The organism is Tenacibaculum soleae, from assembly GCF_030549005.1.
GTDB classification, from domain to species: domain Bacteria; phylum Bacteroidota; class Bacteroidia; order Flavobacteriales; family Flavobacteriaceae; genus Polaribacter; species Polaribacter soleae.
Genome location: NZ_JAUOSW010000003.1, coordinates 319,731 through 334,049 on the forward strand (window position 1 = coordinate 319,731; position 14,319 = coordinate 334,049).

Consider the following 14,319-nt stretch of genomic DNA (forward strand, 5'->3'; position numbering starts at 1 on the left):
ACATAATAAATAAAGCTTCTTTTTAGAGCATAATATATTAAAAAAGCAAAAAAACCGTTGTAAAATTACAACGGTTTTTTTGCTTTTTATTTTTTTATAGCTATTTTAAAGATGCTAGACTAGATTTTATTGTAGCTATTTTAGCAATAGTATCACTTTCTTTTTTACGCTCTAAAACAATAACTTGTTCAGGAGCATTACTTACAAAACGTTCGTTTGATAATTTTTTTTGAATACCAAACAAAAAACCTTCAGCTCTTTTTAATTCAGCTTCTAATTTTTCAGTTTCTGCTGCTACATCAATATCCTCAACAGCAACAGGGATAAAATACTCGTTTGATTTTACTCTAAACGAAGCTCCATCAACCTTATCAGTAACGTAATTAATCTCAGATGTATTTGTTAATTTCTGAACAATAACATCAAACTTTTGAGTAAAATTTTCATTATTTACAACTGATAACTCAACAGCATCTTTAAATGATATATTTTTATCTTTTCTGATGGTTCTAATTCCAGAAACTACATTGGTTATAAACTCAAATTCATTGATAATTGAAGTATCCACTTTTTTAAACTCAGGATATTTAGCTATAATTAATGCTTCTTCTGGAGTTCTTTCTGCAATATATTGCCAAATCTCTTCTGATAAAAAAGGCATAAACGGATGCAATACTTTTAAATTATCTTCAAAAATTGCAATTACCGCATCAAAAGTTTTTTTATCAATTGGTTGCTGGTAAGCTGGCTTTACTGTTTCTAATAACCATGAAGAAAAATCATCCATAATCAGCTTATAAATAGCCATTAAAGCATCTGATAATCGGTATTTAGAAAAATGATCTTCAACTTCGGCTAATACTGTTTGAAACTTAGCATTGTACCATTCTAATCCTATTTTTGCAGCCTCTGGCTGTTCAATTGTAGCATCTACCTCCCACCCTTTTACTAAACGGAAAGCATTCCATATTTTGTTTGCAAAACCTTTTCCTTGCTGACATAGATCTTCATCAAACATTAAATCGTTACCTGCAGCAGCGCTTAAAAGCAACCCTACACGTACACCATCTGCACCATAATCTTCAATTAATTTTAAAGCATCTGGTGAGTTACCTAATGATTTTGACATTTTTCTACGTTGTTTATCACGTACTAAACCTGTTAAATATACATTTTCAAAAGGCTTCTCTTCTTTATATTCATAACCCGCAATAATCATACGAGCTACCCAGAAGAATAAAATATCTGGACCAGTTACTAAATCGTTTGTTGGATAATAATATTTAATTTCCTCATTTTCAGGATTTCTAATTCCATCAAAAACACTCATTGGCCATAACCAAGATGAAAACCAAGTATCTAAAGCATCTTCATCTTGTTTTAAGTCGGATGCGGACAGCGAAGTATTCTTTGTTTTGTCTTGCGCTAATTTTACTGCTTCTTCAATAGTTGTTGCAACTACAAAATCTTCTTTTCCGTCTCCATAGAAATACGCAGGAATTTGTTGCCCCCACCATAATTGGCGAGAAATATTCCAGTCACGAATATTTTCCATCCAATGACGATAGGTATTTTCGAATTTTTTCGGGTATAAATTAATATCGGTATCATCACCTAAAACCGCTTTGATTGCTGGTTTTACTAAATCTTCCATCTTTAAAAACCATTGATCTGATAATCTTGGTTCAATAACAGCTTTGGTTCTTTCTGATGTTCCTACTTTATTGGTATGAACTTCTGTTTTAATTAAAATTCCTTTTTCTTCTAATTCTTTTACTACTTCTTTACGAGCTACAAAACGATCTTTTCCTTGATAATGTAATCCAAAAGAGTTTAATGAAGCATCCTCATTAAAAATGTCAATTACTTCTAACTTGTGTTTATCACCAAGAACTTTATCATTTTCATCGTGTGCAGGTGTTACTTTTAAACATCCTGTTCCGAACTCTACATCAACATATTCATCTTCAATAATCGGAATAACTCTTCCGCAAAGCGGAACAATTGCTTTTTTACCTTTTAAATGTGTAAAACGTTCATCATTTGGATTGATACAAATTGCGCTATCACCAAAAATAGTTTCTGGTCTGGTAGTCGCAATCGTTAATTTATCATCTGAACCTTCAATTTTATACTCTAAATAATAAAGATTTCCTTGTTTTTCAACATGGATTACTTCTTCATCAGATAAGGTTGTTTTTGCTTCTGGATCCCAATTTACCATTCTATACCCTCGGTAAATTAATCCTTTATTGTATAAATCAACAAAAACTTTAATTACAGATTCAGACAAAGCAGGATCCATAGTAAAGGCAGTACGCTCCCAATCACAAGAAGCTCCTAACTTTTTTAATTGATCTAAAATAATTCCGCCATATTCATTTTTCCACTCCCACGCATGTGCTAAAAATTCTTCGCGAGTTAAATCGTTTTTATCAATCCCTTGCTCTTTTAGTTTCGCAACAACCTTAGCTTCAGTAGCAATTGAGGCGTGATCGGTACCAGGAACCCAACATGCGTTTTTACCTTGTAAACGGGCACGACGAATTAATACATCTTGAATAGTATTATTTAACATGTGTCCCATGTGTAACACTCCAGTAACGTTTGGCGGTGGAATTACAATGGTATAAGGTTCTCTTTCATCTACTTCTGAATGAAAGTAATTATGTTTCATCCAGTAATCATACCACTTCCCTTCTACTTCGCTCGAATTATATTTTGATGGAATATTCATCTGTTTTTTGTATCTTTATAACCAAATTAATAAGCTTATTGCTTTTTGGCATTATTTTTGAAATTCAATTAAGCAAAAATACAACTATCTCTGAGGTACAGAAAATAAGATGTTGATTTTTTTAGAACTAAAAAATTAATCCTAAATTTGTGGTAGTTTAAGCCCTAAAATTAAATTTATCAATTATGAAAACAATTTTATCAATTATCGCTGTTTGTTTTATTACATTAACAGTAAACGCTCAAGAATTTAAATTTGAAAATGAAACTATAGACTACGGTAAAGTAGCCCTTGGTTCTGAAGGAACACGTACTTTTGAATTTACAAACGTAGGTGACGCTCCTTTAATTATTAAAGATATTAAATCTACTTGCGGATGTACTGTACCAAAAAAACCTGAAGCTCCTATTATGCCTGGACAAAAAGGTCAGATTGAAGTTTCTTATGATACTAAAAGACCAGGAGGTTTTTCAAAACAAATAACAGTACTTTCTAATGCTAAAAGACCAAGAACTATGCTTAAAATTAAAGGTTTTATATCTAAGAATACTGCTGTTAAAAAAACAACTGATAGTGAATAGTTATTTATAACTTGCAATATAAAAAAAGCGTTCGTTTGCAAACGAACGCTTTTTTTATATCCTTTTCTCTAAACGAAATTCTAATTTCAAATCGGTTATACCTCTTTTTACTATCATTTTTATCTTTCTGTTAGTTTTTTTTTAAACATTTGTATAATTTCACCCAACGTAAAATTATAAGCTGGCTTACCATTTATTGACTTTATAATGTCATCTTTTAAAAATCCTGCTTTTGCCGCTGGAGACTCTGGTACTACTCTATCTACTTTATACTTTGCTTTAAATCTATAATGGTATGTTTCTACAAATGAAACACTATTTTTTTTATTTGATTGAATATTTCCGTATGTTTCTAATTGTCCCGTTACCGCTTTTTCTTTTACTAATTCTTGCCCATCATAAATTAAATACAAACCGCTCATATTATAATAAAATCCATCTTTTAAAGAAGCATTCTTTTTCAATCTAATTTTTTTATTAGGATAATCTATCCATAATTTAAATCGTTTTAAGATATTCCCTCCTATACTTCCATTTCTTTCTTTAAATTTACGAGCGTTAAAAGTAGAAATTGAATCTAAAAAAGATACAGTAGGTTCTTTTATATAAAACTTACCTAAAGATATAGAAGGTATTTTACTTCTATTACCATAAATAGTTCCACTAAGTCCCTCTCATAAAATATCTTTAAAATGTTTTATTGGTGTTTTTATATTTTTCTTTGTCCCTTCAAACAACCACATAGCATCACTTCCTCCTGTATCAATTAACAACTTTACAGGTGTTTTAACAATACCAATTGTATCTATATTTACATCAACGTCTATATATGGTTTTTTTCGATAAAACCGAAGCGGAAACACTTCACATTTTCGACACTTCGAAGCCACATAAGTTTTTGGATTATAAAAAACAATTTTTTTAGTGTTACAATTTACTTTTACAATAACATCTTTAAGTAAATCATATCCTATAATTCCGTGAATAGTTGTGCCCATTTTTGCAGATAAATTAAAGGCATCTTTTAAAATAACATAAAGTTCTTGGTTTGGACTTAAAATATTTTTTAATTCTAAATTTATTTTCTTTTGATAATAATGCTTCAATAGGCTCTCCATCTCCTAAACCTCTTATAAAAACTTTCTTAATATTATTTAAACCAATACTATCATTTTCAGTTAAGTTAAATAAAATCGTTTTACTTACTCCTGTATCTAAAATAAAAGATAAATAATGATTGTTTATCTCTAAAGGGAGTACAATTAAATTATTTATTAATTTGAAAGATAATTCTTGTTTGTTTTTATTCTTTCCTTAAAACTGGAAACCTCTTTGTGAATAAACAGACGAACATAAAAAAAGCGGTGATGTAAGGTATCTTTTTTTCAAACAACTGATAATTTAGTGGTTACCTTTAAATATACAATCTTCTATTTAGTATTCAGGTATTTTATGATTTTTCACCCCTTGTTTTTCATTAAAACAAGTTTATTTTATCAAAAAAAAATTGCAAATTTGCTTTTTAAAATAACTAATTCAATTTGCAATGCCATTAATATCAAACAAAGGTAATTCTATGCCGCAATCACCAATACGTAAATTGGTGCCTTTTGCTGAGGCTGCTAAAAAAAAAGGAACTAAAGTTTTTCATTTAAATATTGGTCAACCCGATATAAAAACTCCTCAAGTGGCTTTAGATGCTGTAAAAAATAATACTATTGAAGTGTTATCATACGCACGTTCTGAAGGTTCAGAGGAATATCGTTCTAAATTAGCTAACTATTATGCTAATAATGATATTCATGTAACAGCTAATAATATTATTGCAACTACTGGAGGATCTGAAGCTTTATTATTTACCATTGGTAGTATTACTGACCCTGGTGATGAGATAATAATTCCTGAACCATTTTATGCAAATTACAACGGGTTTTCAACAGCCTCTGGAGTAACAGTCGTTCCTGTAATTTCTAAAATAGAAGATAATTTTGCTTTGCCTGCTATTGAAGATTTTGAAAAACTAATTACCCCTAAAACTAAAGCAATTTTAATTTGTAATCCCGGTAATCCTACCGGATATTTATACAGTCCAGAAGAAATTGAAAAACTAAAACAAATTGTATTAAAACACGATTTATTTTTAATTGCTGATGAAGTGTATCGTGAGTTTACCTATGATGGTGCAAAACATAACTCGATTATGGCATTAGAAGGGTTAGAGCAAAATGCAATTATGATTGATTCTGTTTCTAAACGTTATAGTATGTGTGGAGCAAGAATTGGATGTATTGTTTCTAAAAACGAAGAGTTTATAAACACTGCTATTAAATTTGCACAAGCCCGTTTAAGTCCGCCAACCTATGCTTTATTAGCTAGTGAAGCAGCTTTAGACACACCACAAAGTTATTTTGATGAAGTTATTGAAGAATATCAAGATCGTAGAAATACTTTAATTACTGAACTTCAAAAAATTGAAGGCGTAAAAGTTGCCAACCCAAAAGGAGCTTTTTATTGTGTTGCTGAACTACCTGTAGCTGATGCTGATGATTTTGCTCAATGGATTTTAGAAAAGTTCAATCATGATAATGAAACGATTATGGTGGCTCCTGCAAGCGGATTTTATTCTACAAAAGGAGAAGGTAAAAACCAAGTTCGTATTGCTTATGTATTAAATAAAATTGATTTAATACGTTCGGTTGAAATTTTAAAAATAGCTATAGAACAATATAATAGTTAATTGAATATTCAAGAAAACATATCCTTAAAAAAGTACAATACGTTTGGCATCGATGTTAATGCCAAACGTTTTGTTTCTGTTGATTCTCTTTATAGTTTGCAACAACTTTTAAAAACAGAAAAAGACATTTTTTTAATTTCTGGCGGAAGTAACATGTTACTAACAAAAGATATTGAAAAACTTGTTGTACATATTAATTTGAAAGGAATTTCAATTGATAGCGAAAACAACAATAATGTTCATTTAACCGTTAATGCTGGCGAGAATTGGCATGATTTTGTACTTTGGTGTATTTCTGAAAATTATGGAGGATTAGAGAACCTATCTCTTATTCCTGGAAACGTAGGTACCTGCCCTATTCAAAATATTGGAGCCTATGGTGTTGAAGTTAAAGATACAATAACTAAAGTTGAAGCAGTATGTATTGAAACAAGAAAACTAGTTTCTTTTGCTGCCAATGAGTGTAATTTTGGCTATCGAAATTCTATTTTTAAAAACAAAGTAAAAGGAAAATACATTATAACATCTGTAAGTTTTAAACTTACAAAAAACAAACATAAAACAACTATTTCTTACGGGGCTATTGAAACTGAATTGGCGTCAAAAAAGATAACAAACCCAACTCTTAAAAACATTTCAGATGCTGTAATTACTATTCGACAAAGCAAACTCCCAGATCCTAAAAAAATTGGTAATAGTGGAAGTTTCTTTAAAAATCCAGTAATTTCTAAAGCTGATTTTGATAAACTTCAAAAAGAATTTTCTACAATACCTAGTTACGCTATTTCAGAATCTGAAATTAAAATACCGGCAGGCTGGTTAATTGAACAATGTGGATTTAAAGGAAAACGTTTTGGTAATTTTGGTGTACATGAAAAACAAGCATTAGTTTTAGTTAATTACGGAAAAGCAACTGGGAAAGAAATTTATAATTTAGCTCAAAAAATTCAAGATACTATTTTAGATAAATTTTCTATTAATTTAGAAATTGAGGTTAATGTAATTTAAGACTATCTTCTTAAAAAAAACAAATTAAAAGTTTGTACCCTATAGAATAGGATGACATTTTTTAATAAAACCTTGTTACTTTTTAATTGTAATATTATTGACTCCTATTTTAACAATTAAATTAATTCCGTGTTTAATCGCTTTTTCTACTAATGATTGAGTATTTAATGTTGGAACTTTGAATTTACTCAATTTTTTCATCAATAGATACATCTAGTTACAAACGCTCTTCAAACGCATTTTTTCTAACTCAATATAATTTTTTACTAAAAATTGTTCTTCTTTAATAGAGATTAAGTTTTTATCTTTTTACATACAATAATGAACGTAATAAATTGATAACTCTTCAATCGTTAATTACACGTTTTCTTTTGCTGCTGATACTAATGATACATCAAAGCCAAATAAAATATTAATAACAAACCTATATAATAAATATCGGATCCAAAAAAGCAATGGACACAAAGATTTTTTTTGTTAACTAAGAAAAAATATAATTTTAAATTATTTATTAACATATATAAACAACTTTTTCTCTATCTTAATCTAAAACCTTAGAATTTTTTAAATATTTTTTCCAATAATGATATTCTTAATTCTTTTTATCTCCTTAAGAAAAAAATAAAAGATTAATAGCCATTTTAAAGCTACTTATAGTTAAAAAAGAAGACTAAAAAAACTTCTTCTAGTCTTCTTTTGGGGTTTCTTTATAGAGAAAATACATTATCAACTAAATTTTCATCACTTCTAGTTCCGTAAGGATCAATAGCAATATATGTTGGCTGCTCTTTTATAATTATCTTAATTTCTGATATCTCTTTATTGATTTGACTAGACTCATAATACAATACAGATTTATTATCTTTTACCATGGATGGATGCGTAGTAAACAACCCAATTTTAATTGGTTCATCAATTGAGATTTGTTTTACTTCTCCATTTTCTAATGTTTCAAAACGCTTAGCTTTTACTTTTACTGTAATTTCATAAGTTCCGTTTGCTAATTCTTTAGTTATTGCATTTTCAATCCCTAAATCATAAGTAATTACTTTTTTAAACCAATCGTTTATTAAATCGTGTTGATTTACTGGAGTTACTTTATAAACTTCAGTTAAAAAATCTAAAGTAGTTACTTCTAACTTATTACTATTTCTAAAAGAATCTGTTAAGGTTTTTAATACCAAATTCACTTGCTTCTCTCCTATTAAATCTCTTAAAGCTAACAAAGTATTTAATGCTTTTCCGTACGAAATATAACTTTGTCCATCTACTTTATATACTGGTGGTTCAATATTAGAAGCAAAAGATCTTCCAGAAAAATAACGGCTTCTTGCATTTTCTGCTAAAGTGTACAATGCACTTTTTCCATACATTTTTTCCATCACCATAGCTTCTGTATATTTTGCAAGTCCTTCAACAAGAAAAGCACCCCCAGCAACTGGTTTAGAAGATAATGTGTGTCCCCACCATTGATGCGATACTTCATGAATAGTTCTTTTTGCAACTACATTAAAAACATTTTCATCACTTACATCAGATAAATACAATCGATCTTCAACCATACTGATAACTCCAGGATGTGCAAATCCACCAAATGGCCAATGTGCAGGAACTTCTGCCATTCTAAGATAATCAAACTGATATGCTCCAAAATTATCTTGACAATAATCTAATGTTTCTTTGATGCTTTTTTCAATAGCATCAATATTAAAATTGTGATTTACATCATAATATTGCTCAATAGAAACTCCTTTATAATTTGTTTTCTTAGTTTTATATTTTGCTGAAAAATAACCCGCTTCAGGTGATATTTTTCTTAAAGATTTATAATGAAAGTAGTTTCTATTATTTTCGGTCCATTGTTTCAGTAATTTACCAGAACTAATGGCTGTTTGGTCGTTTGAAGTAGAAACAATAGTTTCGAAATTTACTTTCTCATATTTAACATTTTCAAAAGCAATATGCGCATCCGAAGTTTCTTTTTCTTTAATTCGTAATGGCAAATTTCTTTTTTTACGCTCTCTTGCATTTGCAATTTCAAAACTATTGGTATATCCTAAAATAGGATCAAATTTGCTAAAACGATTTATATAAGTTCCATTATTTATGATTGATTTATCTCTTTCATATCCCACAACACTATTTGTTAATTGAAATTTAAACTCAACAGAATCTTGCGGTTGTAATGCTTTTTTAAATTTGAAAAGGTAAATTCCAAAATCTGCATCATGTTTTATTAAATCTGCATTTTCAATTGAAACGGTATCTAATGTTTTTCTTTCCGTTATAAATACATGTTTCATCGGTTTTTTACTTCTATTTATCATTACATAATTAGCATCAACGGTATACTTTCTGTCTTTAGGGTACATAGCAACTTCTGTTTTTATTGAAGCTGGATATAACCTTTCTATTTTTTCATATTTTTTGAAGTTACGTTCATAGTTTTCACTAAAATCTAAATCATCTTTTATCGTATTATATTCTGTAACAATATTTAAATTGTAAAAAACAAGGCTACCAAAACCGATGAAAATAATCATTAAAAAAGATATACTCAGTTTCTGAATCTTGGTCCAATTTGTAAAAAACTGCTTTATTTTTACTAAAAAACTAGTTACAATTCCACGATTCCAAATTTTGAAAGAAAATACAGTTAATAATAAACCAAAAGCCAACCAATATACTGCTAAATGATTATATAAATTTGAAACTCCATTAAAACCATCCATATTATTGGAGCTAATTCTTGGTAAAAATCCTAAACTTGTTAAAGGATGTTCTAATCCTAACATACCAGATTTTAGTGTTAATAATACAATAAATCCAAAAATTCCCATTCCCATATATTTGGTTTTTGCCAAACTATTAACGAATAAAGCAACCATACAAAAAACTACTAATTGCAATCCATAATGATAATATAATGAAGCATATAAACCGAGTTCAAAATTAAAATATCCTAAAGCCATTTGAAATCCAATACAAAGAACAACTCCAACCGTTATTAAAATTATTGGAAGCAATATCAAAGCACTAAACTTTGAAAAAAAGAATGTACTGTTTTTAACAGGTGTCGCATCAATTATCAAATTAAAATGTAGACTTCGTTCTTTCCAAACAATTTCTGAGCTATAAAAAATAATTAATATCAAACTAAAAATAGTTAAAGGACCAACAATTAATTCGGTTAATTTATTGGTAAACGGATATATACTTACGCCATATTCACCACCACTAATTAGTGTTGAATACAATTCTGAAAAAACTATAAAAACCCACATCAATAAAACCGCTATAAAAGGCAGACTATTAAAAACACTTTTTAATTCTACTTTTATTAAAGATAATAATGCTATTTTTTGCGCTTTAAAATTTGATACTACTTTTAAAGGTTTATAACTTAACAACATTTTTTTTGTTGTAGCTACGCTCTTTTCTTTTTTTACTTTTTTAGTGATCTTTCTAAATGAAAACAACTTAAATGTTCCTAATAAAATTACAAAAGCAATAGATAACCAAATCAATCTATTCCATAAAAATGAACCTGAAAAAGATAACAATTGTGTATTTTTTTCATAAGGTGTCCAAAATTGAGTTTGTTCAAAAAAGGCAGAGATTCCAAATGGATCTACAAGTGTTGCTATAGCCATACTCTCTGGTGAAGCTGGCGCTGCTTGTGCTAATAATGGTGAATTAAAAAATATAGAACACACAAGGTATAACATATAAATAAATACAGCGCTTACATACGTTGCAGTGCTATTTTTAGTTATTGTTGCAACAGAAAAAATAATAGAAGAACACACAAAAATATTAGGCACAACAATATATAGCCAAGGTTGTAAATACGTCATTAATTGAAAATCAGCTACACGTTCTGGATCTAAATCTCCAGTATAATTCCCAAAAACATATCCTATAATAAAAGGAGAAAAGGCTAATAAACTAAAAAAGAATGTTCCTAAAAAACGACTCCAAAAATAATGCTTTTTTTTAATTGCAGAGCTATATATTAAGCCTTCCATTTTATATTGTTTGTCTCTAAGCATTGCGCTAATTGCAAAAAACATAATCACAAATAAACTTCCAATAGTAAATAAACTAACATGAAAATATACTTGATATCCTGCGTTAAAATTTACGCCTTGTTGAGCAAAACCTTGTCTACCAACAAAAACTCCTAACACCAAAAACAACAATGCTAATAAAGGAAAAGCTCTTTGTTTTAACTGATAAAAAACTTCGAATTGTAATAATTTATTAAACATAATTTACGATTTTAAAGTTTGATTAAATAACGTTGTGAAGTAAAAATCTTCTAAATTAGGAGTGATTTTCTCAAATCCTTCTTCAGGTTTACTATCTGATAAAACTCTAATCTGAGTTTCTCCTGCTATTAGTTTTGTAGAAATAATATCAAATGCTTTTTTGTAGATAGCAACGTCTTTCTTTGGAATAATTTTTGTCCAAATTTTCCCATCAATACTAGCTACTAAATCATTTGGACTTCCTACAGAAATAATTTCTCCATTTGATAATATTGCCATTTTCGGACATAAATTCCTTACATCTTCAACAATATGAGTTGAAAGAATTACAATTACATTTTCGCCAATTTCACTTAATAAATTTAAGAAACGATTGCTTTCCTCTGGATCTAATCCTGCAGTTGGTTCGTCTACAATTATAATTTGTGGGTCGCCTAATAATGCTTGTGCAATACCAAAACGCTGACGCATTCCGCCAGAAAAAGTAAATACCGATTTTTTACGATGCTGATATAAATTTACCTGCTGCAATAAAGCTGTAACTTGTTCTTTGCGTTCTTTTTTATTTAAAACTCCTTTTAAAACAGCCAAATGATCTAGCAATTTTTCTGCTGATATTTTTGGATACACACCAAATTCTTGCGGTAAATATCCTAAATGTTTTCTAACGTTATTTGGCTTTTCAATAATGTTTACATTATTAAATGAAATACTTCCAGAAGTAGGTTCTTGCAAAGTAGCAATAGTTCTCATTAATGATGATTTTCCGGCACCATTTGCCCCTAGTAAACCAAACATTCCGTTAGTTATTTCTAAGCTAATTCCGTTTAATGCTTTCACACCATTAGGATATGTTTTTGTTAAATTATTTATTCTTAAAGTATTCATTGTCTGATTTTTTAAATTATACACAAATATGAAATATTATAACTCTTTCTTAAATTAAAGATGATAAACAAGGCTTTTTTCAATTCAGATAACTTGAATTTTGAGCTATATTAAATTCAACTAAAAAAATGGTTTGTTTGTATAAAATTCAGCGTTGTTTGTCAGTTTTAACCTTTAAAAGATGATTAAGTTATTTTGTATATGTTTATGAAATAATAAAAGTCCCAATTAAGGGACTTTTAAGTAACTAGATTGTATTTTAAAAATTCTATTTCTTTACAAATTTTATATTTTTAACTCTTCCTAACATAGACAATCTAAATTCATTTCTTTCTTTATTAAACTCAAACATTTGTCTTCCGTTTATGTTTAATAAATTCTTTTTGATAGGTGTTACTTCTCCAACTGAATTACCTTTTACAAAGAGGACAATACTATTTTTTTTCATTTTTAGCGAATAAACAACGTTTAATTCAACACTATAATATTCGCCAACATATGTTTTTAAATCTTCTTTACTATAAATTGTTTCTGGTTGATAAGCAACAAATTTTGTTGGCGCTGCATTCGGGAGTTTAATGCTAAAATTTTTCGCTTTAGTGTTAACCGTTAATATTACAGGTACACGTGGTCCAATCATTTGAAATTTATTTTTAGCAATTGGGCGCATTTTAGTAGCTCTTCCATTACTTCTTACATAATTTAACATACCATCACGTACAACAAGTTTACGACTAGATTTGCTTTTATTATCCCAATAATCTCCCTCAAAAACCTTCAATTCTTTTTCTGATAACGTAACAAATACTGCTTTTTCGTTGCTCTTTTTTGATGCAGGTTTTTCTGTTTTAATCGTGTTATTTGATTTGTACTGATCCTTTAAAAACAAATCAGCAGTTTGGTAAGCCAATTTTGACGGATCAGTATCAGTTCTGTTGGCTAAAACAATAACAGAAAACTTTGCTTTTGGGAATCGAATAAACTGCGTTCTATATCCAACAAAAGATCCACTATGGTGAATTACTTTTAATCCTTTATAATTCCTAAATGCTAAACCAGAAGCATAGGGTATTTTTTTTCCATTATTTAAAGTTCCTAATTGTAACATTTGATTCCAAAAACCTTTATTAAAAAGGGAAGTATCATAAAATGAAGCATCCCATTTAGCAAGATCATTAATAGTGGTTAATAATCCACCATCGCCAACCATATTAAGCGTGGTCATGTGTTCGTAAAACCCATCTTTTCCATTTGATCTATAGCCAGTTGCTCTGTTTTTTACAACCTCAACAAAATTATCATGAAAACGAGAATTTTTCATTTCTAAAGGATCAAAAATATTTTTCTTTGCAAAAACAGCCAAACTTTCACCACTTACTTTTTCGACAATTTGACCCAACAACCAATAACCAGAATTACTATACACAAACTCTTCTCCTGGATTAAAATTTAATTCTTGCTGATTCATTAATAACTTACCAACCGTTTTATCAGTATAGTTATCATTTGCGCCTAAACCAGAAAGTCTAGCAAGAATAATATAATCTCTAATACCACTTGTATGATTTAATAAATTTTGAATGGTAATATCATTAGCATACGAAGGAAACTTAGGAAAAAATGTACTCAACTTATCATCTAAAGAAAGTTTTCCTTGTTGTGATAACAAAATAATACTCGCTGCTGTAAATTGTTTTGAGGTTGAAGCTATAGTAAATACAGTTTCTGGTCCATTAGGAATATTATAATCCAAGTTTGCCATTCCGTATCCTTTTGTAAAAATTAACTTACCATCTTTAATAACTCCTACCGAACCACCAGGAGAGTTTGGTTTATTCCATTTAGAAAAAATGGCATCTATTTTAGATTGTTGTGGAATTTTATCTTGAGCATACATTGAGAATACGCTCATTGCCATAAGTAATAATATTTTTAAATTTTTCATTTTTATTGATTTAAGATTAACTTGAGGCAAACATATATGAGATATAAAACACTTTAAAACTTATATGTTATACATAGTATTTATGAAGTTATATGGTCAAAAAAACACACTGAATCGTGTATGACTAAAAAAGTGTCTAGTTGGACATAAAA

At 28.9% G+C, this 14,319-nt stretch carries 9 protein-coding genes; 3 read left to right on the top strand and 6 right to left on the bottom strand.

Annotation, left to right across the window (positions count from 1 at the left end; all coding sequences use genetic code 11):
* Positions 1 to 100 precede the first annotated feature (100 nt).
* Positions 101 to 2,737: a valine--tRNA ligase gene (locus Q4586_RS05990; RefSeq protein ID WP_303527305.1), complete on the bottom strand. Its 2,637-nt coding sequence runs from the start codon at positions 2,735 to 2,737 to the stop codon at positions 101 to 103.
* Positions 2,738 to 2,922: 185 nt separating this feature from the next.
* On the opposite strand from Q4586_RS05990, the gene Q4586_RS05995 reads away from it, so the two are divergent.
* Positions 2,923 to 3,318 carry a DUF1573 domain-containing protein gene (locus Q4586_RS05995; protein ID WP_068705593.1) on the top strand — a complete coding sequence of 132 codons (396 nt, stop codon included), beginning with the start codon at positions 2,923 to 2,925 and terminating at the stop codon, positions 3,316 to 3,318.
* Between the two features lie 119 nt (positions 3,319 to 3,437).
* Here Q4586_RS05995 and Q4586_RS06000 read toward each other — a convergent pair whose 3' ends face one another.
* Positions 3,438 to 3,782: a PDZ domain-containing protein gene (locus Q4586_RS06000; protein WP_303527309.1), complete on the bottom strand. Its 345-nt coding sequence runs from the start codon at positions 3,780 to 3,782 to the stop codon at positions 3,438 to 3,440.
* Between the two features lie 210 nt (positions 3,783 to 3,992).
* The gene (locus Q4586_RS06005) at positions 3,993 to 4,436 is read right to left on the bottom strand and encodes a hypothetical protein (protein WP_303527311.1); all 444 of its coding nucleotides are present in this window, start codon (positions 4,434 to 4,436) and stop codon (positions 3,993 to 3,995) included.
* Positions 4,437 to 4,864: 428 nt separating this feature from the next.
* Between Q4586_RS06005 and Q4586_RS06010 the strand changes: the two genes are divergently transcribed.
* Both Q4586_RS06010 and murB read left to right on the top strand, forming a co-directional pair.
* Positions 4,865 to 6,055, top strand: a complete 1,191-nt coding sequence (locus tag Q4586_RS06010) for a pyridoxal phosphate-dependent aminotransferase (protein WP_303527312.1) — start codon at positions 4,865 to 4,867, stop codon at positions 6,053 to 6,055.
* Positions 6,056 to 7,063, top strand: a complete 1,008-nt coding sequence (gene murB / locus Q4586_RS06015) for a UDP-N-acetylmuramate dehydrogenase (RefSeq protein WP_068705588.1) — start codon at positions 6,056 to 6,058, stop codon at positions 7,061 to 7,063. It abuts the gene before it with no gap.
* A 707-nt stretch (positions 7,064 to 7,770) separates the two neighbouring features.
* Here the strand turns inward: murB and Q4586_RS06020 are convergent.
* The 3 genes from Q4586_RS06020 to Q4586_RS06030 all read right to left on the bottom strand — a co-directional run bounded on the left by Q4586_RS06020 (position 7,771) and on the right by Q4586_RS06030 (position 14,167).
* Positions 7,771 to 11,334: an ABC transporter permease/M1 family aminopeptidase gene (locus Q4586_RS06020; protein WP_303527317.1), complete on the bottom strand. Its 3,564-nt coding sequence runs from the start codon at positions 11,332 to 11,334 to the stop codon at positions 7,771 to 7,773.
* Between the two features lie 3 nt (positions 11,335 to 11,337).
* Positions 11,338 to 12,222 carry an ABC transporter ATP-binding protein gene (locus tag Q4586_RS06025; protein ID WP_303527319.1) on the bottom strand — a complete coding sequence of 295 codons (885 nt, stop codon included), beginning with the start codon at positions 12,220 to 12,222 and terminating at the stop codon, positions 11,338 to 11,340.
* Between the two features lie 268 nt (positions 12,223 to 12,490).
* Positions 12,491 to 14,167: a serine hydrolase domain-containing protein gene (locus tag Q4586_RS06030; protein ID WP_303527322.1), complete on the bottom strand. Its 1,677-nt coding sequence runs from the start codon at positions 14,165 to 14,167 to the stop codon at positions 12,491 to 12,493.
* Positions 14,168 to 14,319 lie beyond the last annotated feature (152 nt).

Coding starts and splice junctions, on each gene's coding strand:
- Q4586_RS05990 (WP_303527305.1), bottom strand. CDS start 2,737: ATGAATATTCCATCAAAATATAATTCGAGCGAAGTAGAAGGGAAGTGG.
- Q4586_RS05995 (WP_068705593.1), top strand. CDS start 2,923: ATGAAAACAATTTTATCAATTATCGCTGTTTGTTTTATTACATTAACA.
- Q4586_RS06005 (WP_303527311.1), bottom strand. CDS start 4,436: ATGGAGAGCCTATTGAAGCATTATTATCAAAAGAAAATAAATTTAGAA.
- Q4586_RS06010 (WP_303527312.1), top strand. CDS start 4,865: ATGCCATTAATATCAAACAAAGGTAATTCTATGCCGCAATCACCAATA.
- Q4586_RS06020 (WP_303527317.1), bottom strand. CDS start 11,334: ATGTTTAATAAATTATTACAATTCGAAGTTTTTTATCAGTTAAAACAA.
- Q4586_RS06025 (WP_303527319.1), bottom strand. CDS start 12,222: ATGAATACTTTAAGAATAAATAATTTAACAAAAACATATCCTAATGGT.
- Q4586_RS06030 (WP_303527322.1), bottom strand. CDS start 14,167: ATGAAAAATTTAAAAATATTATTACTTATGGCAATGAGCGTATTCTCA.